Origin of the sequence: Candidatus Thiothrix phosphatis (genome assembly GCF_035668035.1) — a bacterium.
GTDB classification, from domain to species: domain Bacteria; phylum Pseudomonadota; class Gammaproteobacteria; order Thiotrichales; family Thiotrichaceae; genus Thiothrix; species Thiothrix phosphatis.
Genome location: NZ_JAYMYJ010000133.1, coordinates 1 through 24,042, shown reverse-complemented (window position 1 = coordinate 24,042; position 24,042 = coordinate 1). Strand labels below are relative to the sequence as shown.

Below are 24,042 nucleotides of genomic sequence, written 5' to 3'. Positions count from 1 at the left end.
TGTTAACCTCGTTGTTCTTCATTCATCACAGCATTCATCAACTTCACTGCGTCGACCGTCGCCCCAACATCATGCACCCGCAAAATGTTCGCGCCCTTCATCGCAGCAATAACTCCTGCAGCCACACTGCCATGCAAACGCCCATCCACCGGACGCCCCCCTAACAGTGCGCCGATCATAGACTTGCGCGAAACACCAACCAGAATAGGCAAGCCAAACACAGAAAACTCATCCAGCCTACTCAACAGGTTCACATTATGCTGCAAAGTTTTGCCAAACCCAAAACCGGGATCAAGAATAAGGCGGTCACGGGCAATTCCGGCCTGCTCACAGGCAACGATCCGCTCAGAAAAAAAACAGCTTATGTCCCCAACGATATCCTCATAATGAGGAGCCCTCTGCATGGTACGCGGCTGCCCCTGCATATGCATCAAACAGATGGGCACAGACATGCGAGCACAAATCTCCAACGCTCCCGGCTCCCGCAGCGCACATACATCATTCACCAAGCCAGCGCCCGCCTCAACCGCCGCCAACATTACTTCAGGCTTGCTGGTGTCAACTGACACCACTGTATCGAAACGTTCACGTATTGCCGCGATTATCGGCACAACCCGTTCCAGCTCGGCCTGCACCGGCACTTGCTCCGATCCCGGACGAGTGGACTCGCCGCCCACGTCAACAATGTCCGCGCCTTCCGCCAACATTTGCTCAACATGCCGCAAAGCGGCTTCACTCCCCTGAAAACGGCCGCCATCGGAAAACGAATCCGGCGTGATATTGAGGATGCCCATCACTTGTATGGAAGATTTATTTGCCTGCCACACCATCTTTCTCTGCCAAAAGAAAAGGCGCGGATTCAACACCCGCGCCTTGTTATCACTTCAACTTTCAGTGGGAACTGGCAGCCCCACCGATAACGCCATCATTCGGATCCGCTTTCTTTCCACCACTTGACTGGAGCGAATGCGGCGTACCCTTGCCGCCGGAAGTATCGTCATCCTTCCAGTCGGCAGGTGGTGGCGGTTCTTCGCCGCGCATAATGGCGTCAACCTGCCCACGGTCAATGGTTTCATACTTAACCAACGCCTTGGCCATCGCATGCAGGATATCGAGCCTCTCCGTCAGAATCTGTTTGGCCCGGCTGTAATTGCGGTCAATAACCTCGCGGATTTCACGATCAATTGCATGCGCCGTCTCATCCGACATGTGTTTGTGCTGGGTGACAGAACGCCCAAGGAACACTTCCCCCTCGTCCTCCGAATACGCCAGCGGCCCCATCGAATCAGACAACCCCCACTTGGTCACCATATTGCGGGCGATATTGGTGGCGCGCTCGATATCATTGGATGCGCCGGTCGTGACGCCCTCAACCCCATAAATCAGTTCTTCCGCAATACGGCCACCATACAAACTGGAAATCTGGCTTTCCAAACGCTGTTTGCTGGCGCTGTAACGGTCTTCTTCCGGCAGATACATGGTGACGCCCAATGCGCGACCACGCGGGATAATGCTGACCTTATAGACAGGATCGTGCTCTGGCACGCTCAGACCGACAATGGCATGACCCGCTTCATGGTAGGCTGTTGCAAGCTTTTCCTCTTCCTTCATGACCATGGACTTACGTTCAGCGCCCATCATGATCTTGTCCTTGGCTTTCTCGAACTCAATCATATCAACAGTGCGCTTGTTGGCGCGTGCTGCAAACAGAGCCGCTTCATTCACCAAGTTGGCCAAATCAGCGCCAGAAAAACCAGGCGTACCACGGGCAATCAGGGATGGCCGCACGTCATCGCCCAAAGGCACCTTACGCATATGCACTTTAAGGATTTGCTCACGACCCCGCACGTCCGGCAATGGCACCACCACCTGACGGTCAAAACGTCCAGGGCGCAACAACGCAGCGTCCAGCACATCCGGGCGGTTGGTGGCAGCAATCACGATAATGCCTTCACTGCCTTCGAAACCATCCATTTCCACCAGCAATTGGTTGAGGGTCTGCTCACGTTCATCATGGCCACCACCCAAACCAGCGCCCCGCTGACGACCCACGGCGTCAATCTCGTCGATAAAGATAATGCATGGCGCATGTTTTTTGGCTTGGTCAAACATATCGCGCACACGGGATGCGCCAACACCGACGAACATTTCCACGAAATCAGAGCCGGAAATGCTGAAAAACGGCACCTTGGCTTCACCCGCAATAGCTTTCGCCAACAGGGTTTTGCCTGTACCCGGCGACCCCACCATCAACACGCCACGGGGAATCTTACCACCCAGCTTCTGGAACTTGCCGGGATCACGCAGAAACTCAACCAGCTCGGCCACTTCATCCTTGGCCTCTTCGCAACCGGCCACATCACTGAAGTTAACTTTGACCTGATCTTCGGTCATCATGCGGGCGCGGCTCTTACCAAAGGACATCGCCCCACGGCCGCCGCCGCCACCCTGCATCTGGCGCATGATGTAAACCCAAAGCCCAATAATCAGCAGGAAAGGCACCCAACTGATGATGATGTCCCATAACACTGAACGGCCTTCTGGCGGTGCTGCTTCAAATTTAACATTGTACTTGACCAGATCATCAACCAAATGAGGGTCATTGGGCGGGCTGTAAGTTTCAAAGCGATTATTATTGTTATCCGTTCCAATGACCTTATCACCCCTGATTTTGACGTCCTTGACGCTGCCATTATGCACATTGGTCAGGAACTCTGAATACGGCACCGATGATGCTTGCTGGGTGGGCACACTGAATTTGCTGAACACTGCAATCAGGACGAATGCAATAACAGCCCAGATCAGCAAATTTTTGGTTAAATCGTTCAAATGATTTCTCCACTATCAACTGGCGTTATCCGTTCTAACACCGATTCGTGATATATTACAACATAAAACCCTGCGCCAACACATAAACCTCCCGGCTGCGAGGTCTTGAGGCTGCTGGCTTCCGAATTTTTACTATCCTGAAACTTTCACGCACATTACGGATAAACGCTTCAGAACCTTCTCCCTGGAATAATTTCACCAGAAAGTTGCCTTTGGGCTTTAATACCTGCTTTGCCATATCCAACGCAAGCTCGCACAGATGAATGGCGCGCGGTTGATCGACCGCATCCACCCCACTCATATTGGGGGCCATATCGGAAATAACAAGATCCGCCTTTTCGTCTTTTAACAGCTTCAGAATTTCTGCCAGAACTGCATCCTCCCGAAAATCACCCTGCACAAACTCTACGAATGGCAACGGATCAATCGGCAGGATGTCACTGGCCACCACCCGCCCTTGCTGGCCGATAACCTGTGTCGCATACTGGCTCCAGCCTCCTGGTGCTGCACCAAGATCGACCACTTGCATGCCGCGTTGCAGAATACGGTCTTTCTCCTGGATTTCCTCCAGCTTATAAACAGCACGGGAACGGTAACCTTCCTGCTGCGCCTTTTTGACATACTCATCGCTGAAATGCTCGCCCAGCCAACGGTTACTGCTTTTGCTTCTTGCCATGCCTCATCGCCACTCATTACACTTGCCCAATTTATGGAAGCCTATCATGGAACTGAGCGAAGCACAGAAAAAACGCCTGCGTGGCCGCGCCCACGACTTACATCCCGTCGTGATGATTGGCCAGCATGGGCTCAAGCCCACAGTACTGGAAGAAATTTCCAGCGCCCTTGACCATCATCAATTGATCAAAATAAAGTTAAGCGTAGGCGACCGTGAACTACGTGACGGCATGATTGAACAAGCCACCCAGTATAGCCAGTCACAACTGATACAACGGATTGGCAACATTGCCGTGTTGTACCGCCGCAATCCGGACAAGCCCGACATCCTCAAGGAACCTGTATAATTGCCGCTTCTGGGGCAAACGCTTGCAACCATGCAAAACAATGACATAAAAAAGCCATCACGACCCGTCACCCGCCAGGGCCAGATCGAACACATCCTTAACCAGCTTTCGCCGGAGCAACTGCGTGCGTTCGTGCAGGAGAAGGCCTTACAGGATGAAGACTTCCGCGACACCCTGCTGATCTGTTTTTCCGACCTGTTGGGCAGCGACGAACCCGCTGAACCGAAGTACCGGCAAATGCTGACGGAGATGGCGCGGCGCTACGCCAACAACGAAGGCTACATCCATTCCGCCAGCGCACAAAACCTGACGGAAGCCATCCGCAAGATGCTGGAAGTCGCGCGCAAGGCCACCACGCCGACCCGAGAAACCACTGACCTCTGCCTGGCGGTCATTGGCGAGTTGCCACGGCTGGCGGACAAAATGGAAGATCCGGAAGAGCACCTCTATGCCCTGATGCGCACCGCCTGCACCACATTGTGGGAGTGCTACAGCGTCCTGCCCCCCGAACGGCAACAAACCCTATTCGACCGCATAGCGCAGGAATACGGCAATCCGGTTTATGTCGACCTCGACCTGGACAACTCCCTGCTGTCCTTACTCAAAGACTGGGCAAGAAATGATAAAAAGCGCCAGACAACCTGCCTACGCCAGCTTGAGCAATTGCTGAAATCACCCGCAAAAGACAATTGGCGAAAAAACTACCTGCTGGAGCAAACCAATAACCTGATCAAATTCTGGACTGGCGACCCACTTTAAAACCGCCTCATGGGAAAGGATGGGCAAACCGCAAGCCTGGAAGCATGTTCACCGGAGCCTGCACCAGCAGCGGATTGGCCGAAGGTTTCAGCCATCCAAGGACTGCCAGCAAATTTTCCCTACTCATGGCCGTACAGCCGGAAGTTGGCGTTTCAGGATTCAGCCAGACATGCAGGAAAATAGCGCTGCCCCGCCCTGTTTCAGTCCCCAACATATTGTGCCCAACAATCATGCCGTATTCATATTGGTGGTCATCCCGGCGCATCCGCTCAAACGAACGCCAAAACCGCTTGGGCTCATTGGGCTGGCCGGGTGGAATGCTGCGCCAATGGTTGTAATCAGGGGAATCGACAGCATCCACAAAATAGTCGCGTTCGCCTGCCTGCCGGTAAAGCATCTTCACGCCCGCCGGAGCCTGTTCCGCATACCCAAAAACCGTACCCAGCGGGAAAATGCCAGCAGGAGCCTTGCCATCGCCTTCGTATTTGCGCTCGCCAACACCATCCACCTGTAACCCCCTCCCCCAAGCAAGACCGTTACGCCCAATCCTGACCGGAATACCATCACCGACAGGCCGCCAATGGCCGGATAGTTTTTCCATGCGCTGCAAGGTAGCGGTGGACGCATTCCAATCAGTGGCTGTCACCACTAACAACTGGGTAGTCGCCGAAGGAAAACCGATGGCATCCAGAGCCTGCCAAGATTTTGGTGAACAAGCCGCCAAAACACAAAGCAACAAAATAGATAGGAGATTACGCATTTTATACATTTCCATCACCCAAACTGCCCAACCAGCCCACAAAAAAACCGGCGCAAAGCCGGTTTTTCTGGATTCAGACGAATCATCCGTCCATCACTTGCCGCCATGCGGTTCCGCAACCGCATCAGACAGTGACTCCGGCAGGAAGCGCAGCACTTTAACTCCGATAGTCACCATAACCAACGAGAGGGCCACACCGCCAACTCCCAGCATAAACTCCCACATGCTGGGCGTATATGCATTGATTGCTCCATCAAAATAGTCGCTGGACACTTCCGCCCCTGGAAACAAGGTTAACGGATAAGCCTGACCACCAATCAGGATGACATACAATTGGGCAAAGCCGCCCAAAATAGCGAAACCTGCCGCCAACAACAGGGCCACATGATTATTTTTCAACTTACGGCAGAAAATCAGGCTCAACGGCAAAAGGCTGCCCAGCAAGATTTGCGCCACCCAAAACAACTGGGTGTAAATGCCGCCATCGTGCAGAATAAAAGCCTCCACACCAGCACGCTGCGCGATATACAAACTGGTCAGATGGCGCGCCAACTCCAACAACAGCACCGCCCCGATGAATACAGCCAGCAAATAACGCAGGCGGTTCAACACTGCATCGCCCAGTTCACGCCCAGTCCATTTATAAGCGCAGTACAACACCAGGATGAACACCGCCAGCCCGAACACAAACGACATGGCGATGAACAGAGGGGCCAAAATCGCAGAGTTATAGAAATCACGCGCCACCAGGAAACCAAAGATGGAACCCGTACCAGTAGTGAGGACCAGACGCCAAGTGAAGGCGGCAAAACCCGCCGGTTTGTAAAATGCCTTGGCGTGGCGATCCATCATTGTCCAGATATACACCGCAGACAGCACTAAAAAGCCGTTATACAAAATGATGTTCCAGGCGAAAATGGAGCGAAAATTATAATGCGTCATCGCCACGATCAGGCGGTCAGGATGACCCAAATCCAGCACCAGCACGATCAAGCCACCCAGCAGCAGGGAAATCGCAACCAGCGCCGACAAACGCCCCATCGGCTGATAAAGCTGCTTGCCAAAGACCGTGCCGATGGAACCGACATTCAGCGCCCCGGAAGCCGCCACGATCAGGAAAATCGCGAACACATGCGGCATCCCCCAAACAACCTGATTGGTCATGCCGGTCACATAGTGACCGTGATGTTCCGCATAGAAGAAGGCGATAGCGCCCAATGCAAGGAATACCCCCAGCACCGCCAGCAGGATATAAAACCCCCTGCCCTCCCTGGTTTCGCGAAAAATGATTGCTTGACTAGCCATTGGTTTGCAGTCCTTCCTTTAAATGCCGTGGTAGCGCACGCCGGTGTTCAGATTCAGATCCGCACGGATCTGCTTGCCGCCCATTGCTTTCAGGGCTTGGCTGATGGCGCTGCCCGGATCGTTCAGGTCGCCGAAAACCACGGCGTCCGGCGCAGCCTCCACACAGGCAGGCAACCTGCCTTCGTCAATGCGGTGCACACACATGTTGCATGACTCAACGGTGCCGATCCCGCGCGGCGAATAGGGCCGCTGATCGGTCAGGTTCTCATGCACAAAACTGCGCGCCTTATAGGGGCAAGCCATCATGCAATAACGGCAACCGATGCAGATATGTTTGTTGACCTGGACAATGCCGTCAGCACGGCGCATGGATGCACCTGTCGGGCAAACATCCACACAAGGCGGATGCTCACAATGTTGGCACATAACCGGCAGGCTAAAACTGTTTTGGGTCAGCTTGTCAGTCACCTTCACCACCCGCGCCCAATGTGCCTTCTGCGCATCGGAGGAATGTCCCTCATCGCCCCAACCATGTTCCTGCTTACAGGCCGCCACCATCGCCGCGCCACCGTCCGGCAAGCGGGTGACATCAATCAACATTCCCCAGCGGCGCGCATTGGTGACGGCCTGATCAGCCGGACGGGTGGGCGCTTCGCCGCCAGCATTGGCTTCCCGCAGGATAAAACCAGACGCCAGCGCCGCAGCGCCTGCCGCAACGCCACCCGCCGCCATCACCAACTTGCGGCGGTATTCATCTACACGATTCTGGCTCATTGTGCGGCTCCTTGTGGCTGGGGTTGAGCAACCATCTGCGCCTCGGCGGCGGTTGGCATCGTTGCAGCCGTGACGCCCTGAGCAAAGTGATGCCCCTCTGCACTGCCAATCGTGTGTTGATAGTTTGGCTCCTGGCCAACTTGCGGACGGTCGGCATGACACTGGAAACAGTCGATTTTCTGGCCCACCGCCGCATGGCAAGTCGTACAAAAATGCTCCTTGTCACCGTAATGCAAAGGCGAACCATCCTGCTTGGCGGGCGCAACGTGACAGTTGATGCATTCTTTCAAGCTATGCTGCTTGGTGCGGATGCCTTCGATCACCGTCGCATCCCGCTGATGCATGAGAAAGTCCATGTGCCGGGTACGGATAACGTTCTCCGGCTCGACACATTCCGCCGCCTTTTGCTTCGCCGTGGCAAGGTTCAGATCGGCCTCAGCCGGGGCTTTGCCGCAACCAGCCAACAGCGCGGCCAAAGCCAGCGCTGACGCCAGAAATACCTTTAAAAACTTGCTAGTCATGCTGATTCCTGTCGAGCCATGCACTCATGGAAGGGTGGTCACTCACCCAGACCCATTTCGATGTAGCCGGTTGGGCATACGTCCGCACAAATGTGGCAACCAATGCAGCGGCTGTAATCAGTGGCGACATAGCGGCCCAAGGTGGCCTGCTTCTTGGGCACACGGTAGACCGCATCCTGCGGACAGAAAATAACGCAGTTGTCGCACTCAAAGCACATGCCGCAACTCATGCAGCGCTTGGCTTCATTGACCGCATCCGCCTCCGCCAACGGATTCATGCGTTCAGCAAAATGACCCAGAACCTCTTCCGCAGTCGGCACATCCTCAGTACGTTTGTTGCGGATCTGGGTTGCAAAATGCCCCAGGTACAGCTCACTGGATGGGACAATCACATTCTTGGAACGGTCATCGTAGTTATGCACCGCAAAATTGGCGTCTGAAGTGCCACGCAGGTCTTCCGCTTTGCTGCTGCCATAGTCAGCAGGATCCAAACCGGCCTCGTGCAGTTTCTGCATCAGGTCAAAGTGGTGCTTATCCACTTTCGGGCGCTTCTTCAGCTCTTCATTGCGCAGGAACTGGTCAATCGTTTGGGACGCGATGGAAGCCTGACCAATAGCGGTCGTCAGCAGGTGCGGGCGGATAATGTCGCCTGCCGCAAAGTGCTTGACTTTGCCTTTGACACGGTACAAGGCGTCCGCATCAATCTGATGACGGCCATTGTTGAAAGCGTCCAGACCATCCAGCTTGCCGAACTGGCCAATGGCGGAAACCACCAGATCCGCTTCGATGATGGTTTCCTTACCACCCTCTTTCGGTTGCGGCATATTGCCCTTCATGACGCACTCAACGACCTTCAAGCCAATCGCGCGGCCATTTTCATCCAGCACCAGTTCTTTTGGCATCACTTCAGTCAGGATAGTCACGCCTTCTTTCAACGCATCCTGCACTTCATGCTCCGCCGCCGTCATCTGGTCCAACGGGAACAGGGTGGTCAGGGTGACCGTGGCGGGAGCCTTGCCATCCACCTCAGCGTGGGTCAGCTTGCTAGTGGCGGCGTCTTCAGGGTTCTCCGCATAACCTGCCAGCGTGCCGATCCGGCGGGAAACGGACACCACGTCGATCGAGGTGTCGCCACCACCAACACACACGACACGCGGTGCGGTGTATTTCATCGTGCCCTTGTTGAAAGCTTCCAGGAAATCAACCGCCGACACACAGTTTGGCGTCTCCGCCCACTTCTCGACGAACAAGCCACGGCCATTCCAGCAGCCCACTGTCCACAAAATGGCGTCGAAATCTGCTTCCAGTTGCTCAACTGTCACATCGGCACCAATTTTGGTATTGCAACGGATTTCAATATTGCCCATATCGATGATGCGCTGCATTTCAGCCGCCAATTTGTCGCGCGGCACACGGTAACCGGGAATGCCGTAACGCATCATGCCGCCCAATTCAGGATGCTGTTCGAATACAGTGGAGGCATGGCCCATGCGGCGCAGTTGGTAAGCAGCCGCCATCCCAGCAGGGCCGCCGCCGATGATGGCGATTTTCTTGCCGCTCATCTGATCCGGCGCATCAAACTTGAAGCCATTGGCGATGGCGGTGTCGCCGATATACTGCTCAACCGAGTTGATGCCAACGAAATCATCCACATCATTGCGGTTACAGCCGCTCTGGCAAGGAGCCGGGCAGACACGGCCCATCATCGAGGGGAATGGGTTGGCGTTGGTGGAGCGGCGGAAAGCATATTCCTGCATGGTCATGCCGACAGGCGGTTTTTCAATGCCACGCACGATTTGCAGCCAACCGCGGATATCCTCACCGGATGGGCAGCTACCCTGGCAAGGCGGGGTTTTGTGAATGTAAGTCGGGCACTTGTGGGTGGTATCCTGCACGAAAATTTTATCGTGCATGTTATCCCACTCGCTGTCGCCATCCTTGAAACGGCGGAAGGTGTGACCCTGAAGCTTGCTGTCGTTAGGTGCGGTTGCCATGCCTATTCTCCTGTCGTTAACCTGGAAAACACCAAGTTAGAAAAAACCAATACTTTAAAAGCCACTCAAATCAAGTGACGGATGCTCAATCATCGTCGTTATCTTCATCCTCTTCAGAAGGCCGGGGCGAAACCACCGATTCCTGACGCTGGAGAATGAGCGCATTGCTCACCAATTGGTGGACGCTGACAATCTGATCCATAGTGAAGCCGTAATAGGGCAGCACTTTTGTGAACTGGGATTTGCAGATGGCGCAAATGGCGGCCATATGCGTCACGCCATTATGGGTAGTGACGTGTTTGAGGGCCTCCGCCCGTGGCTGCGCGCCTTTTACGCGCAACTCCATCAAATCATCGGTCAACAGGCCGCCACCGCCGCCGCAGCAAAACGTTGCGTCATGGATGGTGTCGGCAGGCATATCCACAAAATGGTTGCAGACAGCCTTGATGACCTTGCGGGGAATTTCAAACTGGCCGCCGGGATAATTGCCCATACGGCTGCCACGGGCGACGTTGCAGGAATCGTGGAACGTCAAGACCTTGTCATCGTTTTCACTCTTGTCGATTTTCAACGTACCCTTCTCCAACTCACCCAGCGTGAATTCGAGAATGTGCTGCGGGATTGGATAACGTTGATCCAGAAAGTCAAACGGCCCCGCCAGCGTATTCAGGAAGCTGTACGCCACACGCCAGGCATGGCCGCACTCGCCAAAGACGAGACGCTTGACCTTAAGCTTGATCGCCGCTTCCCGAATACGCAGGGAAACCCGCCGCATATTTTCGTAGGAACCAACAAACATCCCGAAATTGGCGGCCTCAGACGCATAAGAGCTGAAAGTCCAAGTCACGCCCGCCTCGTGGAAAACCTTGCCATAACCGATCAGCCCATCAATATGCGGCTCGGCAAAGAAGTCCGCCGATGGTGTCACCAGCAGGATTTCCGCGCCCTCCATATCCAGCGGATAACGCACCGCGACGCCAGTATCATCCAGCACGTCTTCTTCGATGCCTTGCAGCGTGTCATCCAAGGCCGGGCCGGGCAACCCAAGGTTATTGCCGATCTTGAAGACCTTGCCGATAATCTCGTTGTTGTACTTGGAACCCAAACCGATATGGTCAAGAATTTCGCGCGCCGCCATGGAGATTTCAGCCGTATCAATGCCGTAAGGGCAGAACACGGAACAACGGCGGCATTGTGAACACTGGTGGTAATAGTTGTACCACTCACGGACAACCTCTTCCGTCAGGTCGACCGCGCCAACCAGCTTGGGAAAATGCTTGCCTGCAAATGTGAAATAACGGCGATAGACCTTGCGCAACAAATCCTGACGCGCCACCGGCATGTTTTTGGCGTCAGAGGTGCCAATGAAGTAATGGCACTTGTCGGTGCATGCCCCGCACTTGACGCAAATGTCCAGATACAGCTGCAAGGAACGGTAACGGCTTTTCAGGTCAACCAGCTTGTCCAGCGCACGTTCCTTCCAGTTCGGCACCAGCTCGCCCACTGCGCCAAAATCCGCCGGAAAGCCCATCGCCTTCTGGAAATCCTGCTTGGCGATGAACGGGCCGGAACCCTTCATGGTTTCGTCCTGCACCGCAGGGACTTCCACATAACCTTCGCCAGTCAGTTTTGGAATCTCGTAATCAGCCACGGTAGATGCCTCTCAAATCTGATCCGTACACGCAATTATTTCTTCAGCTCGCTTAGGAACAACTTGCCTTGGCGCTCCAACTCCAATGCCCAAGGGGACACATGGCGCTTTTCACGCGGGTTATCCACCTGATTGCGGGTTGGGCTAAAAAATATGCCAGGGGCGTGCAACAATTTGCTGATCGGAAAAATAATCATCAAAACGGCGACCAGCAGCAAATGCGCCAACACAATCGGGTCAGCCGGTAAGCCGCCTTCTGCGCCAAAAAAGCCAAAAGTCAGCAGGCCGCTGAAAAACACTTTCACCTGTGTGACATCCGTATGGGAAACAAAGCTCATCAGCAGGCCGCTTAAGCCGATGCCAATCAGCAGCGCCAACATCAGGTGGTCAGATGGCGCGGAGATATAGCGCACACGGTCGACCAGAAAGCGGCGCGCCCATAAACCCGCCAACCCCAGCACCATGGTCAGCCCGGCATAACGCCCAAACGGCTGCATGAACACCAGGAACTCATTCATGCCCACGAAATAACGGCTATGGCGGATCAACACCAACCACAAGGACATGTGGAACAGGAAAGCGAACAGCCACAGGATTTTGTTGGAGCGAAACAGGCTTTGAAAGAAGACAACTTCCTTGAACATACGCCAAACCACGCCGCCCTGCGTCACCGGAGCCGGGGTGGTGGGTATTTTCAAGGGGGCTGGCGTATTCCAGTATTGGCGGACTTTCATCCCAACGCCAATAACGAGGATCAATGTTGCCGCCCAGAACAACAGTCCGTAAAGAATGCTTACGAATGTCACTGCGTACTCCTGATTCCATATTCTCTCTTCTGAAAATCTGTCACGCCCTGAAAAATGGACAAAACAAACCTTGAGAAGAGGCTCCGGTGAACCGGAGCTTTTCTCATTTATGCGGCAAAGCTGTCAGTATGCGGAATTACACGCAGCCGGTTGGCTTAGGCAGGCCTGCGTATTTACATGCTTGCTTGCCTGGGCCATAAGGGAACAGGCTGTACAGATACTTGGAGTTGCCTTTGTCAGCGCCCAAGCGTTTGCCTACCGCTTTGGTCAGGACACGCACGGCTGGGGCAATTTGATACTCTTCATAGTACTCACGCAGGAAGTTCAGGATTTCCCAGTGTTCATCAGTCAGCTTGACATCTTCAGCACTTGCCAGAGCTTCCGCGACTTCCGGAGTCCAGTCACTCAGGTTCTCCAGGTAACCTTCTTCGTCCAGCGGGATGGATTTGCCATTCAGTTCAAGTGATGCCATCGATTGGCCTCCTCTGTATAAAAATATTAAAACTTACAACCAGCTTTGGGTGCGCTCGTTATTGGCAGTCAGGTCAACAAAGCCTGCATAGTCAACGACAGCCACGCCTTCCATCGCCTTGCCTTCCAGACCACGCGCCGCCAAGTCAGAACCCAGCACATACACAGTCTTGTCAGCCATTGCCGCTTTGAGTTTACCGGCAAAGCGTGACCCGTCGACGGCACCGACCACGGCATCTTCAATCATCAGGATTGCGTCACCTGCCTGCGCATGGGCGAGACAACTATCAAAAGCCACACGTTCAAACGGGGACTTGTTTACGATATGCAACATAGCCATTTCTTTAAATCCTCCGTCAGAAACTCAATACTACGTCTTGCCCAGCCATCATTGCAGCCATTTCCTCACGATTGACCAGAATAATGGAAGGCTTTTCGGCGTAATCATCATCGGCATCTTCGTAAGTCAGCTCCATCAGGTCATCAACCGTCAGGCCGCGCTCTTCCAACGACTCTGTGGAAACGTATAACTTGTTGATGTCGTAGTCGCCCAGCGCACGGTAAGTCGGCGAGAAGTTTTTCATGCCGATACCTTTGCTGTTCTGGCCTTTGGTGATTTGGTATACGCCATCATCAATAAAGGCCAAGCTGACGTTTTGCTCAAACGCCGCCGAAATCAGCACCACTTCCAGCGACTCCAGCGCATAAACAGTGCCGTAAGGAGCTTTGCGGTTCACGAACAGAAAATTCTTGGTAGTCATCGCAATTTCTCCTTAATCGCCGAACACGATCAGACGGTCGGACTGGATACCGCCCTCAACCAGCTGGCCCAGACCGGAAATCCGGAATCCGGGAGCGATGTTGTTGGCATCCAACCCCTGACGTTTGGCTTCATCCGCATCCATAATGCCACGGCGTTGCGCGGCGGCGATGCAGATAACCAAATCCAGGCCATGCTTTTCAGCCAGTTCTGTCCAGGCTTTCTGAATCTGGCGGTCATCAGCTGGCGGCACCGTCAAACGGGTGCCATTGTTGACGCCATCATGGTAGAAAAAGACACGGAAGATTTCGTGTCCCTTCTCCAGTGCGGCACGGACGAACTGGATGGCTGAATCAGCAGCTTGGTGCTGGTACGGGCCTTCGTTGATCAGAATTGTGTATTTCACGCTGCCTATTCCTCTGCGCCGTCAGATCAGAAGCGGATGTGGGTGGAAGAGTTCAGGTTCGCACGCGCACCACGCCAGTTGTCGATGTGGTACTTGGTGAACGGCAACCCGGTCACTTCGAAGAAACGCGGCCAGCCGATACGCTCAACCCACTCGTTGATGCGCTCCCAATCTTTCGCGCCTTCCTTGTAGCAAGCCAGGATCTTTTTAACGATCGCAGTGGCTTCCGGCCAGCGTGGCGGGTTGTTCGGGATGCCAGCGGCAACCAGACGCTGGAAGGTCGGTTTGCCACGGGCGTTGGAGTGGTTGCCACCGATCCAGATAGCCAGCTGGGTAGCCTGATGGTCGTTGATCTGCATGGGCGGGCAAGGCGGATAGCAAGCGCCGCAGCAGATGCATTTTTTCTCATCCACTTCCAAGGAAGGCTTACCGTCAACCATGGCAGGGCGGATAGCCGCCACCGGGCAACGTGCAACCACGGAAGGGCGTTCGCACACATTACCAACCAGCGCGTGGTTGATTTTTGGTGGCTTGGTATGCTGTACGTTGATGGCGATGTCACCCTGGCCGCCGCAGTTGATCTGGCAGCAGGAAGTGGTGATATGGACGCGGTTCGGCATGCTCCAGGATTTGAACTCAGGCAGCAGCTCATCCATCATCGCCTTGACAACGCCGGACGCGTCAGTGCCCGGAATGTCGCAGTGCAGCCAACCTTGGGTGTGGGACAGCGTAGTGACAGAGTTACGGGTGCCGCCAACCGGGAAACCTGCATCTTCCAACGCACTGACCAAAGGCTCGACCTTGGCCTCATCCGCCACCAGGAACTCGATATTGGAACGGATGGTGAAATGGACATAACCGTCGCCATAGGTATCGCCGATGTCCATCAGCTTGCGCAGCGTGAACACGTCCAGGATACGCTGGGTACCCGCGCGGACAGTCCAAATTTTTTCGCCGGTTTTGGAAACGTGGACCAATACGCCGGGGCGTGGGTCTTCGTGATATGCCCACAGACCGTAGTTACGGCGCATAACAGGGTGCATGTACTGGAAACCATCCGGGCATCCAGACTCAATAGGATCGCGCATTTCTGGTGCGGCCATTGCGAAGCCTCCGTCAGAGAATAACTTATAAAATTTCGTGGAATCCTGGCTGACGGGACAGCTCTAGCTTCTGCCCCGTCCAGCGAGCGCCATTAAGCGGCGGCTTTTTCTTCACGCTTGCGGTTGAACCATTCTTCAGCAGCCTCATCCCAACCGTCAGTACGCACGTAAGACACGTTGCGTGGCTGCTTGATCATATTGGGATCCGGATCGATATCGATGCCTTCCAGGAAATTGACCAAGCCGATACGTTCGATCATTTCGCCGCAACGCTCGTGCTCCAGGCCATTTTCCGCCCAGAAGTCGATGATGGTCTGCGCCAGCTCAACGATGCGCTCGTAATCTTCTTCGGTTTCCAACTTCATGAAGGGGATCACAACCGTGCCCATCAGGTCGCCGATTTTCAGGGTGCGCTTGCCGCCGATCAGGATGGTGACGCCCTTGTCATCGCCGACTTGCAGCGCTTTTGGCATAACGTTCAGGCAATGCATGCAACGCACACAGTTGTGGTTGTCAACCGTGAGGGTGTCATCATCATTCAGCTTGATGGCGTTGGTTGGGCAACGGCTGATGACATTGTCAAACATGTATTGGCGGCCAGCGGAACGATCACCTTCTTTGCCAATTTCCTTGGCCTTTTTCATGATCATTTCCTTGACGGCTTCCTGGTTGACTTTCATGTCATCACGCCAAGTGCCAATCACAGCGAAGTCGGAGCGCTCGATCGCGTTCTGGCAGTCATTCGGGCAGCCAGAAACCTTGAACTTGAACTTGTAAGGCAGCGCCGGGCGATGCACGTCGTCAGTGAAGTTGTTCAGCAGACGGCGGTGGATGGCGTGCTCGTTACAGTTGGACATTTCACAACGGGCAGCACCGATGCAGGACATGCCGGTGCGGACGCAAGGGCCTGCGCCACCCAAATCCCAACCGTATTCATTGATTTCATCAAAGAAGTGCTGATAGTTCACACTATTGGCACCAATGAACATGATATTGCCAGTCTGCCCATGGAAGGTTTGCAGGCCTGAACCCCACTTTTCCCAGCTGTCAGCCAGTTGGCGCAGCATATCCGTGGTGTAATAGTTGCCAGCAGGCGGCTGGACACGCAGCGTGTGGAATTCTTTGGACTCCGGGAACATGTGGCCCACTTCAGAGAAGCGCGGGATGATGCCGCCACCATAACCGAAGACAGAAATGGTGCCGCCCTTCCAGTAGCCCATGCGGGTTTCGTAAGAGTGCTCCAACTGCCCCAACAAGCCATTGATGGTGGAGCGGATGCGCTCATCGGGATGTTCATCGCGCAGTTTTTTGAAGCCGCTGATGAAGCTAGGCCATGGGCCTTCTTCCAGCACGTCCAGCATCGGTGTTGGATAATGTTTCGTTGCCATACCTGCCTCCTCAGTATAGATACTATGGCGTTTCCCCCTAACCGGCACCCTACCGGCCCGTCAGGCTGGAAATTAAAACAATTGCAGAACTTGGTTTGCTCAAGTCATAAGTGCGGTAAGTGTATGCGCAGCGCCTGAGCCAGAGAATCTCACCCATGGGGTGCTACCTGAATCAGGCCTATATCCCTAAGGGGATAGACCTGCAACATAGCCTGAACCAGCGCTTTTTGAGCGGTATAATAGAATATTCGAATTTTTTAATACTGCAAATAGACAATAGTTCCATAGGGATTATGGCAGGTTGTGACCATGAATAAATCTCCCTTCAATATCAAGCAACTGGATGCCTATAAACGATGGCGCGAACAAAAGCTGCCTGTTTATCCGCTATCCATCGATGCCATGCAAGTGGAAATCGCCAACCCGGAGACGCCCAGTGAAATCGAGCTTGGCCACCTCCAGGCATTATGCCGCCAGCACAACATGGCACTTTACCGGTTCAGGCAAGGGAATTTCCGTAACAAGCGTTTCGTGCATCAGTTGGGGGCAGCGCTGGGTTTGCGCCGTCTGGACAACAACCTGTGCGCCGACGAAGACAGCCTGACCTCCCTGCAGGTCGCCACCCATGCCGGGCAACACGATTACATCCCCTACACGGACAAGCAGCTGAGTTGGCACACGGACGGTTACTACAATCCGCCAGCAGGGCAGATCCACGGCATGCTGCTGCATTGCGCCCAACCGGCGCAGGCGGGCGGCGAAAGCTGGCTGATGGATCATGAGATTGCCTATATCCTGCTGCGCGACGCCAACCCGGAGTACATCACGGCGTTAATGCACCCACAGGCGTTCACCATACCGGCCAATATACTGGATGGAAGGGAAGTGCGGCCGCCGCAGTCCGGCCCGGTGTTCAGCGTGACACCTGCTGGCAGGCTGCACATGCGTTATTCCGCCCGCCAGCGCAATGTCATTTGGCGGAACGACCCACTGACGCAGGCCGCTGCCGCATTCCTGCTGGATTTGTGGCGGCGGGACTCGCCCTATAAGGTCAGGCGCACTTTGCAGGCAGGCGAAGGCGTGGTATGCAATAACGTCCTGCATTGCCGTACCGCCTTTGTGGACAGTGAGGAGCCGGAACAGAAACGCCTGTTGTACCGTGGCCGGTACTACGATGGCGTAAAAGCTTAAAAAGCCGCCTTGACTTGGCTCAAGGCGGAGTTATAAGGCTGGCGGAGTTACGCTAAGATGGGGGCCAGCCCGAAAACAGTCCTCATGCTAATCAAGCCAGCAGGGCGCGAATTTCAGCAACCCGCTCCTGCAAGGCGCAAACCGGGTATTCGGTTTCCTGCTCGGCCCAGCCATTCCCCAGCAAACTTTCCAGCTTTGCCAGCGTGGCTTCCGCTGCCGTTTTTTCACCCGTGGAGGCAAGAAAACGGGCCAGCGTCATCAGCACCAGCGGAGACCCGCCCGCCAGCTCATAGGCTTGCTGATAACTTTCCCGCGCCGCCACCAAATCCCCGCTTTGATGCAGGATGTTCCCTTTGTATTGCAGCAGACGGGCCGTCGCGGTTTTGTCCTGCTCGGCCCGCACCACGGCAATGCATTCATCCAGGCAACGCAGGCCTGCGCTCAGGTCGCCGTCCGCCAGACATTGCCCAAACTCCATAAACTGGGGAATTTCCGTCATATTGCGCATAGCCTGCCCTCCTGCTAACGGGTGATCACCAGCTTCTGATACAACCCGCCGAAGAAAAGCTGCTTTTCCACGCTTTTGGGCTTGCATTCCGCCGAAAACCAAGTGTCGATGTCATGACGCCACAAATCCAGCGCAAACGGCTCCAGATAGCGCAGCACGACATTCATGACGTAACGGAATGGGTTCAGGGAATGCGGGCGATGATAATCCATCAACAATACCCGCCCGCCCGGTTTGACCACCCGCAAGGCTTCCGCCAGCGTTTTACGGCGGACTTTTTCAGGCTGCTCATGCAACAGGAAAAAAATGACGACATTGTCGTAAACCGCATCTGCAAATGAGAGCCTGGAGGAATCCTGGTGATGCACAAACACATTCGGGTATTCACTCACTTTTTTCCTGACGTTATCCAGTTGCACTGGGGCGACATCCACAATATCCAGGCTGGCGTCAGGGCGCAGGCGCTGCGCCAGGCAGGGCGAAAAATCACCGTAGACGCACGCCACCTGCAACGTGTTCCCACCGATGTCATCGCCAAGCTCATTGAGAATTTCATCCCGCAGGCGAGAAAAATTTCCCCACAGGATCAGGTTGACCAACCATTGCCGCTCGAAAACATCGACCGCTTTCGGGTGCGTATATGCCCACCAGTACGTTTCCTCCAAATACAGGGGGATCTTGGGCGAATCGACGCCGGTTTCGCGTCGCTGCGGAAAGGTTCGGGGAACGCTGATCGCTATATCTTTCTCCATAACTGTGATCCTTCAATAGTTAATTTTTGGCATGACCCAGGCATGCCCATCGCCGATGGACAAAAGCTCTTCGGGTGAAAATGACGCCCCCTCCTGAAAACCGATGCGGGAACCTAAGGAGGGAACGCCCAAAAACAGCGGCAGTGTTACGTTACAGTGAGAGGGTCAGGGTTGCCCTCATCCCCAGCACCCTCCATGACATTGCGGACGGAAGCCGAGGCTTTGCCCGCCCCAACCCGGCCCATTTCGATCGCCATGCCAGCCTTGGCAAACAGGGTGAACACCAGGCAACCCACAGCATAAATCCCGACAGAAACCCCCAGCTCTTTCAGGGTCGGGCTATATTCGTAGATTTCACCCAACGGCGAAGGGATAAAGCCGGTCACCACCAGCCCCATGCCCTTTTCAATCCAGATGCCCGCGAAAGCCAGCCCGCACGCGACATTGAGGGTTGTCATATTGGTGCGGGTCTTGTGCACCATGAGCAAAATGACAGCGGTGATATTGGCCGCCATTGCCGTCCAGATCCAACCTTTCAGGGCCATAAAGCCATCCAGCCCCATAAACAGGTAAATCATGGAAGCCGCATGCGCGGTCGGGTTATAGAAGTCGGTAAACAGCTCCGCCGCCACAAAATAGATATTGATTTGCAACGCGACCGTCATGATCAGCGCCAGCATGTCGATGATGCTTTGCTTGATGGGGTAGTCGGTATAACTGCGCAATGCCTGCAAGGCAATGATCATCAAGGCAGGGCCTGCCGTGAACGCCGAAGCGATGAAACGCGGGGCCAACAGCGACGTATGCCAAAACGGGCGGGAAATATTTGATGAGAACAGGAAGGCCGTCACCGTATGGATTGAAATAGCCCAAAACATGGAAAGGACAACAAATGCGAAGTACTTCCTGACATCCGGCTCCTTGCCCTGGTAATGGTTCCACAGGATATACATCGGGATCAGCAGGTTAAGGAACAGGTAACCGTTCAGGACGATGATGTCCCACGCCAGCATGGAGCTGGGCCAGTTGAATTTCCCCAGGAAGGGAATGACATGCCAAGCACGGTCAATGCGGCCAATATCCACGGCGACAAAGCCCATGGCCACCACCACAGCGGCAACCGCCAGCCCCTCACCGATCAACACGACCGACTTCACATCGGTGCGGTGAAAAATATAGGCTGGCACCACCAACAACACCGCCGCTGCCGCAATCCCGACAAAAAAGGCGAAGTTGGCAATATAAAAGCCCCAGGACACCTGATCACTCATACCCGTGATCGCCATGCCCTGGGTAATCTGGAAGTAGTAATTCAAGGCGGTAATGGCGATCAGGAACAGCAAAAAGCCGATCCATGTCCAGTACATCTTGCCGCCGCTCAACGCAGCCATCACACCATCCTTGATAAAACTGAAAAACGTCAACTGCTTGGTGTTGCTCATATCCGCGCCCTCGCCTCATCAGTGAAGTACCAGAACTTGGGCTCGGTGCCCAAATCCTCTTTTAACCGCCATACGATCTTGTGCTCCAATATCCAGCGGATATCGCTATTGGGGTCAAGCAAGTTGCCAAACACCCGCGCGCCGGTCGGGCAAGCCTCCATACAGGCCGGTTGGCGGCCCTTGCGGGTGCGTTGGGTACACCAGTGACATTTTTCCACCACACCTTTGGGACGCGGGCGGTTGCCCATATAGGCGGTGACCGGATTGATGTCTTCCGGCGCGATTTGCGGTTCCGTCCAGTTGAAATGACGGGCCCAGTAAGGGCAAGCGGCCATGCACATGCGGCAACCGATACACCAGTTGTAATCGATCACCACGATGCCGTCCTTGTCCTTCCAGGTCGCCTCGACCGGGCAAGCCTTTACGCACGGCGGGTTGTCGCACTGCTGGCACTGCACCGGCAGGTACCATTTGCCTGGGGTAGGCACAGTCGCCGGATCGTAGTAATGGTTGGAATGTTCCAGATTGTGGTCGCCATTGGGCATTTCCAGAACGCGGATATACTGCATCTGTGAGTCGCGCCCCTGGTTGTTCTCCCGGATACAACCGTACACGCATTCCCGGTAACCCCGGCACTTGGACAGGTTCAACGCATAGCCGAAATAGGTGCCGGGCATCGGCTTGACATCTTCACAGGTAATGTCGACCCCGAACTTGCGCTTGGCCTTGCGCTCGATCCGGTGCAACGCATCCTGCATTTCCTCATCCGTCATGCGGGTGTAATGCTGCTGGAAAAAGTCACCCATGGCATCCATGAACGACAAACCATTGCCCTGCCCCAGTTTCTGGGCTGATGCCTGGACTTCACTCATCGCCGCCTGCCCGACGGAAGACGTGGCTGCCAGACCGGCGGCACCCAGCAAGCCCAAACCTTGCAGAAACCTGCGCCGGGCCTGTAGCGACGTGTCGCCTTCGCGGGCGGCGGCCTGTTCCGGATCACCTAAAGCGTCCAATGCCTGGTCAGCCATGGTGGCCATGGACTGGCTGTTGCATGTGCAAATATGCTGATCATTCATTTCTTGTTTCCCTCCTCTGGCTGGAGCCTGTCCTGATGTTTCTCCCAGATGGTCGGGTGCCCTTCGCCCTCACCCTCATGCGGCATTTCACCCAACCCTGAACGCACCGGCGGTTTCGGCTGGGGTTTCTGCTGGCGGAACGGCGGATGATGGGGATTGTGGCATTCAGTGCAGTTATACCGCTCAACATCGCCCTTCCAGTTCCCGACCCGTTTGCCATGCGCGCCGTAATACCAATCCCGCTGGCGGGCGGAATGGCACTGGCCGCACACCTTCCAAGCGTCGTTGAAATCCACCTTGACGCCCGCCACGGTTTGCAGGTTGTTCCGGTCTGTTGGGCTGTGGCAGGTCAGGCACCAGAAACGCTGTTGCCCATGATCCAGCTTGCCGTCCACCAAACCGGCCGTGGCGTGGATCATGATGGGGCGCGGGGTTGTATTGACCGGCATATTGGCATGGCACTGGGCGCAAGGGTAAAAACTCAGCTTGTCTTTACGTGGCAGCACCATCGGTGGCTGTTGTCCAGGATACCCCTGAAACACGCCATAACCGGCCTGCAACATGGCGTCTGAAACAGCAGCCCCCACGCCTGGGGCCGTATCGGCAGGATTAGGCTGAACCGCCGCCTCGGCAGGTGCCGCCGCCGGATCTGGCGAAGCTACTGCCGCCTCAGCCGGTGGAACTGCCGCCGGTTGTTGGGTTGGCGGAGCCGCCGCCGTCTCAGCAGGCGCAGCCGCCGCAGGAGCAGGAGGACTCTCCGCCTGTTGCGGGGCTGGCGGAGACACCGCCGCACCAGCAGGCGGGGCAGCAGCCTCCGGCATGGGGGGGGCCGCAGTTGGAGAAGTGACATTCTCACTCACCGCAAAGCTGGCGGCGAAAAAGCTTGCCGCCACCAATAGCCCCCCTATTAACCTGAAATGGAATCTCATGATCAAGAACCTCCTCTTCCTGTCACATTAGTGCTTTGAGCGCATCACCACTTTCATCATCTTGATATTCAAGGCGATGAAGCGGAAAAACTGCCAACAGACTGAACACCGCGTATACAGCGTGAACGGGGTGGGCACTGGTGGATAATAATTCTGCTCGTAGGGCTCCTTGTTGGTCGCCATGGTGTATTTCCCTCCTCTGATTAACGTAACTCTCGCCTTGCCTACTCCGGAATCAGCGTCCAGCCCGGCTTCATCTGTGCTTGATACATGAACATGTAATGCAGGTAATGCTTGATCCAATGCCCCGCCAGACCGATTTCGCCAAAGGTCAGATCCAGATCGCGCCCGTAATCGGGGTATTTTTCAAAATCGGGGACAACCGGGTAGACCGTTATGCTGGCGGCAGTGCCGTCAAACAAGCCCATGCCGGTTGAAGCGACACAAGCCGCCCCCATTTCCGCCATGCTGGCGTGGTGGGTGGGTTCTGTCGCGCCATGCAGGATCATGTCGCGGATGCTGCCCGCAACCGCCTTGCCCATGCCAGCGGATGGCATGCCGGTGCGGGGCGGGGCGGGGGTGATGACAGTCCCGTTGGGGCTTTTCATCACCTTGCTGATGGGGTGGGGAGGCGCGAACGCGATACCAGCGGCAAAAATATTTTTGTAAACCGGGTTCTGGCAGGACTTCGGCCAATCCGCCGCGCTCCACTCCTCAAAAGGACGGGCGGTGTAGTCCGCATCCACCTTCATGAACGCATTCGGCAGGAACAGGTTGGCGGTGATGTCTTCACCCGCAGCATTGAACGCCTTCAAACCGACGCCAGCAAATGGCGGGATCAGCATGGAAAAGTCAAACGCGACCTCTTTGAGTTCCCCGTCCAACGTCTCGTAATGCACCTTGCCAGCTTCAACCTTATTGACGTGGGCGCGGGTAATCCACTCAATGCCGCGCTCCACCATCAACGATTCCGCAAAAATTTTGCCATTGGTGATGTAGCCGCCACGCTTGAGGTGCAGGCCACCCATGCCAAAATCCCCCAGCTCGTATTCATTGCTGATCCAGATGATTTTCGCCTTGTCCCGGACACCTGCCTTGCGCAGGGCATATTCCACATTGAAGATGTATTCGAAAGCGGCCCCTTGGCAAGTGCACATGCCATGGCCTGTGCCGATGAGGAAAGTTTTCTTTTCACCCTGCTTCATGGCCTCGATATTGGCCTGTAGTTTTGCATTGGCCTCAGCGGCATGCAGGTAGGTGCAGACCGACACCGTATGCCCGGCTTCCGGCCCCAGCCCCTCAGTGGCGCCGAAGTTCAGCTTTGGCCCGGTGGCGTTGACCAGATAATCGTATTCCAACACCTCGGTTTCCCCTGCCTTGTCAGGAGCGGTGTAACGGATCATGACATAGGGTTTTGCAGCGCCTTCGCCACCTTCCGGATGGATGGACAGCGCCAGCGCCTGACGAAAATCCACCCCGGCTTTTTGGTAAACAGGAGCCAGTTCAAATGTCACCTGTTCCGGTTTCATCTGCCCCACTCCCACCCAGATATTGGATGGTATCCAGTTCCATTTGCTGTTGGGGGACACCACCAC

General features: G+C 55.1%; 26 protein-coding genes. 3 read left to right on the top strand and 23 right to left on the bottom strand.

From position 1 onward, the window contains the following. Positions 1 to 2 precede the first annotated feature (2 nt). The 3 genes from folP to rlmE are packed head-to-tail and all read right to left on the bottom strand — an operon-like array spanning position 3 to position 3,505. On the bottom strand, positions 3 to 866 hold the full coding sequence (gene folP, locus VSS37_RS15625; RefSeq protein WP_445971496.1) for a dihydropteroate synthase: 864 nt from the start codon (positions 864 to 866) through the stop codon (positions 3 to 5). A 25-nt stretch (positions 867 to 891) separates the two neighbouring features. Then, a complete protein-coding gene (ftsH, locus tag VSS37_RS15620; protein ID WP_324696691.1) occupies positions 892 to 2,829 on the bottom strand; it encodes an ATP-dependent zinc metalloprotease FtsH in 1,938 nt (645 codons plus the stop codon). A gap of 55 nt (positions 2,830 to 2,884) precedes the next feature. Then, a complete protein-coding gene (gene rlmE / locus VSS37_RS15615) occupies positions 2,885 to 3,505 on the bottom strand; it encodes a 23S rRNA (uridine(2552)-2'-O)-methyltransferase RlmE (protein ID WP_324696689.1) in 621 nt (206 codons plus the stop codon). Positions 3,506 to 3,551: 46 nt separating this feature from the next. On the opposite strand from rlmE, the gene VSS37_RS15610 reads away from it, so the two are divergent. Continuing rightward, complete coding sequence (locus VSS37_RS15610; protein WP_324696687.1) at positions 3,552 to 3,851, top strand: YhbY family RNA-binding protein; 300 nt, start codon at positions 3,552 to 3,554, stop codon at positions 3,849 to 3,851. 30 nt (positions 3,852 to 3,881) lie between these two features. Further along, entirely contained in the window at positions 3,882 to 4,610 is a 729-nt protein-coding gene (locus tag VSS37_RS15605) for a hypothetical protein (protein ID WP_324696686.1), read from the top strand. A gap of 7 nt (positions 4,611 to 4,617) precedes the next feature. Here VSS37_RS15605 and VSS37_RS15600 read toward each other — a convergent pair whose 3' ends face one another. The 13 genes from VSS37_RS15600 to dsrA all read right to left on the bottom strand — a co-directional run bounded on the left by VSS37_RS15600 (position 4,618) and on the right by dsrA (position 16,549). Beyond that, the gene (locus tag VSS37_RS15600; protein ID WP_324696684.1) at positions 4,618 to 5,370 is read right to left on the bottom strand and encodes a L,D-transpeptidase family protein; all 753 of its coding nucleotides are present in this window, start codon (positions 5,368 to 5,370) and stop codon (positions 4,618 to 4,620) included. Positions 5,371 to 5,463: 93 nt separating this feature from the next. Beyond that, positions 5,464 to 6,675, bottom strand: coding sequence for an NrfD/PsrC family molybdoenzyme membrane anchor subunit (gene nrfD, locus VSS37_RS15595; protein WP_324696683.1), 1,212 nt, complete (start codon positions 6,673 to 6,675; stop codon positions 5,464 to 5,466). An 18-nt stretch (positions 6,676 to 6,693) separates the two neighbouring features. Then, positions 6,694 to 7,449 (bottom strand): sulfate reduction electron transfer complex DsrMKJOP subunit DsrO, encoded by a 756-nt coding sequence (dsrO, locus tag VSS37_RS15590; protein WP_324696681.1) that lies wholly within the window; start codon positions 7,447 to 7,449, stop codon positions 6,694 to 6,696. Further along, positions 7,446 to 7,970, bottom strand: a complete 525-nt coding sequence (locus VSS37_RS15585) for a hypothetical protein (RefSeq protein ID WP_324696680.1) — start codon at positions 7,968 to 7,970, stop codon at positions 7,446 to 7,448. Before VSS37_RS15585 ends, dsrO begins: the two co-directional genes overlap by 4 nt. A 38-nt stretch (positions 7,971 to 8,008) precedes the next feature. Beyond that, positions 8,009 to 9,964 (bottom strand): NAD(P)-binding protein, encoded by a 1,956-nt coding sequence (locus tag VSS37_RS15580; RefSeq protein ID WP_324696678.1) that lies wholly within the window; start codon positions 9,962 to 9,964, stop codon positions 8,009 to 8,011. 85 nt (positions 9,965 to 10,049) lie between these two features. After that, positions 10,050 to 11,615 (bottom strand): sulfate reduction electron transfer complex DsrMKJOP subunit DsrK, encoded by a 1,566-nt coding sequence (gene dsrK, locus VSS37_RS15575; RefSeq protein ID WP_324696676.1) that lies wholly within the window; start codon positions 11,613 to 11,615, stop codon positions 10,050 to 10,052. 35 nt (positions 11,616 to 11,650) lie between these two features. Then, positions 11,651 to 12,421 carry a respiratory nitrate reductase subunit gamma gene (locus VSS37_RS15570; protein WP_324696674.1) on the bottom strand — a complete coding sequence of 257 codons (771 nt, stop codon included), beginning with the start codon at positions 12,419 to 12,421 and terminating at the stop codon, positions 11,651 to 11,653. A gap of 136 nt (positions 12,422 to 12,557) precedes the next feature. Next, the gene (locus tag VSS37_RS15565) at positions 12,558 to 12,893 is read right to left on the bottom strand and encodes a TusE/DsrC/DsvC family sulfur relay protein (protein WP_324696673.1); all 336 of its coding nucleotides are present in this window, start codon (positions 12,891 to 12,893) and stop codon (positions 12,558 to 12,560) included. Positions 12,894 to 12,926: 33 nt separating this feature from the next. Further along, on the bottom strand, positions 12,927 to 13,226 hold the full coding sequence (gene tusB / locus VSS37_RS15560) for a sulfurtransferase complex subunit TusB (RefSeq protein WP_324696672.1): 300 nt from the start codon (positions 13,224 to 13,226) through the stop codon (positions 12,927 to 12,929). A 22-nt stretch (positions 13,227 to 13,248) separates the two neighbouring features. Then, positions 13,249 to 13,653 (bottom strand): sulfurtransferase complex subunit TusC, encoded by a 405-nt coding sequence (gene tusC, locus VSS37_RS15555; protein WP_324696671.1) that lies wholly within the window; start codon positions 13,651 to 13,653, stop codon positions 13,249 to 13,251. 12 nt (positions 13,654 to 13,665) lie between these two features. Beyond that, complete coding sequence (gene tusD / locus VSS37_RS15550; RefSeq protein WP_324696670.1) at positions 13,666 to 14,058, bottom strand: sulfurtransferase complex subunit TusD; 393 nt, start codon at positions 14,056 to 14,058, stop codon at positions 13,666 to 13,668. Positions 14,059 to 14,084: 26 nt separating this feature from the next. Then, positions 14,085 to 15,161 carry a dissimilatory-type sulfite reductase subunit beta gene (gene dsrB / locus VSS37_RS15545; protein WP_324696669.1) on the bottom strand — a complete coding sequence of 359 codons (1,077 nt, stop codon included), beginning with the start codon at positions 15,159 to 15,161 and terminating at the stop codon, positions 14,085 to 14,087. Positions 15,162 to 15,253: 92 nt separating this feature from the next. After that, positions 15,254 to 16,549 (bottom strand): dissimilatory-type sulfite reductase subunit alpha, encoded by a 1,296-nt coding sequence (dsrA, locus tag VSS37_RS15540; protein WP_324696668.1) that lies wholly within the window; start codon positions 16,547 to 16,549, stop codon positions 15,254 to 15,256. A 309-nt stretch (positions 16,550 to 16,858) separates the two neighbouring features. On the opposite strand from dsrA, the gene VSS37_RS15535 reads away from it, so the two are divergent. After that, the gene (locus VSS37_RS15535) at positions 16,859 to 17,740 is read left to right on the top strand and encodes a TauD/TfdA family dioxygenase (protein ID WP_324696667.1); all 882 of its coding nucleotides are present in this window, start codon (positions 16,859 to 16,861) and stop codon (positions 17,738 to 17,740) included. A 91-nt stretch (positions 17,741 to 17,831) separates the two neighbouring features. On the opposite strand, the gene VSS37_RS15530 is transcribed toward VSS37_RS15535, so the two are convergent. From VSS37_RS15530 to VSS37_RS15500, 7 genes are all read right to left on the bottom strand, one after another. After that, on the bottom strand, positions 17,832 to 18,248 hold the full coding sequence (locus tag VSS37_RS15530) for a tetratricopeptide repeat protein (RefSeq protein ID WP_324696665.1): 417 nt from the start codon (positions 18,246 to 18,248) through the stop codon (positions 17,832 to 17,834). A 14-nt stretch (positions 18,249 to 18,262) separates the two neighbouring features. Next, a complete protein-coding gene (gene rquA / locus VSS37_RS15525) occupies positions 18,263 to 19,000 on the bottom strand; it encodes a rhodoquinone biosynthesis methyltransferase RquA (RefSeq protein ID WP_324696664.1) in 738 nt (245 codons plus the stop codon). A gap of 146 nt (positions 19,001 to 19,146) precedes the next feature. Next, positions 19,147 to 20,442 carry a sulfate reduction electron transfer complex DsrMKJOP subunit DsrP gene (dsrP, locus tag VSS37_RS15520; RefSeq protein WP_324696663.1) on the bottom strand — a complete coding sequence of 432 codons (1,296 nt, stop codon included), beginning with the start codon at positions 20,440 to 20,442 and terminating at the stop codon, positions 19,147 to 19,149. Beyond that, the gene (locus tag VSS37_RS15515; protein ID WP_324696662.1) at positions 20,439 to 21,518 is read right to left on the bottom strand and encodes a 4Fe-4S dicluster domain-containing protein; all 1,080 of its coding nucleotides are present in this window, start codon (positions 21,516 to 21,518) and stop codon (positions 20,439 to 20,441) included. Before VSS37_RS15515 ends, dsrP begins: the two co-directional genes overlap by 4 nt. After that, entirely contained in the window at positions 21,515 to 22,447 is a 933-nt protein-coding gene (locus VSS37_RS15510) for a hypothetical protein (RefSeq protein WP_324696661.1), read from the bottom strand. The genes VSS37_RS15515 and VSS37_RS15510 overlap by 4 nt, the downstream gene beginning before the upstream one ends. Before the next feature lie 27 nt (positions 22,448 to 22,474). Continuing rightward, positions 22,475 to 22,630, bottom strand: a complete 156-nt coding sequence (locus tag VSS37_RS15505) for a hypothetical protein (protein WP_324696659.1) — start codon at positions 22,628 to 22,630, stop codon at positions 22,475 to 22,477. Positions 22,631 to 22,671: 41 nt separating this feature from the next. Next, a partial coding sequence (locus tag VSS37_RS15500; protein WP_324696657.1) for an NAD(P)/FAD-dependent oxidoreductase occupies positions 22,672 to 24,042 on the bottom strand: 1,371 nt, incomplete at its 5' end.

Coding starts and splice junctions, on each gene's coding strand:
- rlmE (WP_324696689.1), bottom strand. CDS start 3,505: ATGGCAAGAAGCAAAAGCAGTAACCGTTGGCTGGGCGAGCATTTCAGC.
- VSS37_RS15610 (WP_324696687.1), top strand. CDS start 3,552: ATGGAACTGAGCGAAGCACAGAAAAAACGCCTGCGTGGCCGCGCCCAC.
- VSS37_RS15605 (WP_324696686.1), top strand. CDS start 3,882: ATGCAAAACAATGACATAAAAAAGCCATCACGACCCGTCACCCGCCAG.
- VSS37_RS15600 (WP_324696684.1), bottom strand. CDS start 5,370: ATGCGTAATCTCCTATCTATTTTGTTGCTTTGTGTTTTGGCGGCTTGT.
- nrfD (WP_324696683.1), bottom strand. CDS start 6,675: ATGGCTAGTCAAGCAATCATTTTTCGCGAAACCAGGGAGGGCAGGGGG.
- dsrO (WP_324696681.1), bottom strand. CDS start 7,449: ATGAGCCAGAATCGTGTAGATGAATACCGCCGCAAGTTGGTGATGGCG.
- VSS37_RS15585 (WP_324696680.1), bottom strand. CDS start 7,970: ATGACTAGCAAGTTTTTAAAGGTATTTCTGGCGTCAGCGCTGGCTTTG.
- VSS37_RS15580 (WP_324696678.1), bottom strand. CDS start 9,964: ATGGCAACCGCACCTAACGACAGCAAGCTTCAGGGTCACACCTTCCGC.
- VSS37_RS15565 (WP_324696673.1), bottom strand. CDS start 12,893: ATGGCATCACTTGAACTGAATGGCAAATCCATCCCGCTGGACGAAGAA.
- tusB (WP_324696672.1), bottom strand. CDS start 13,226: ATGTTGCATATCGTAAACAAGTCCCCGTTTGAACGTGTGGCTTTTGAT.
- tusC (WP_324696671.1), bottom strand. CDS start 13,653: ATGACTACCAAGAATTTTCTGTTCGTGAACCGCAAAGCTCCTTACGGC.
- dsrB (WP_324696669.1), bottom strand. CDS start 15,161: ATGGCCGCACCAGAAATGCGCGATCCTATTGAGTCTGGATGCCCGGAT.
- dsrA (WP_324696668.1), bottom strand. CDS start 16,549: ATGGCAACGAAACATTATCCAACACCGATGCTGGACGTGCTGGAAGAA.
- VSS37_RS15535 (WP_324696667.1), top strand. CDS start 16,859: ATGAATAAATCTCCCTTCAATATCAAGCAACTGGATGCCTATAAACGA.
- VSS37_RS15530 (WP_324696665.1), bottom strand. CDS start 18,248: ATGCGCAATATGACGGAAATTCCCCAGTTTATGGAGTTTGGGCAATGT.
- rquA (WP_324696664.1), bottom strand. CDS start 19,000: ATGGAGAAAGATATAGCGATCAGCGTTCCCCGAACCTTTCCGCAGCGA.
- dsrP (WP_324696663.1), bottom strand. CDS start 20,442: ATGAGCAACACCAAGCAGTTGACGTTTTTCAGTTTTATCAAGGATGGT.
- VSS37_RS15515 (WP_324696662.1), bottom strand. CDS start 21,518: ATGAATGATCAGCATATTTGCACATGCAACAGCCAGTCCATGGCCACC.
- VSS37_RS15510 (WP_324696661.1), bottom strand. CDS start 22,447: ATGAGATTCCATTTCAGGTTAATAGGGGGGCTATTGGTGGCGGCAAGC.
- VSS37_RS15505 (WP_324696659.1), bottom strand. CDS start 22,630: ATGGCGACCAACAAGGAGCCCTACGAGCAGAATTATTATCCACCAGTG.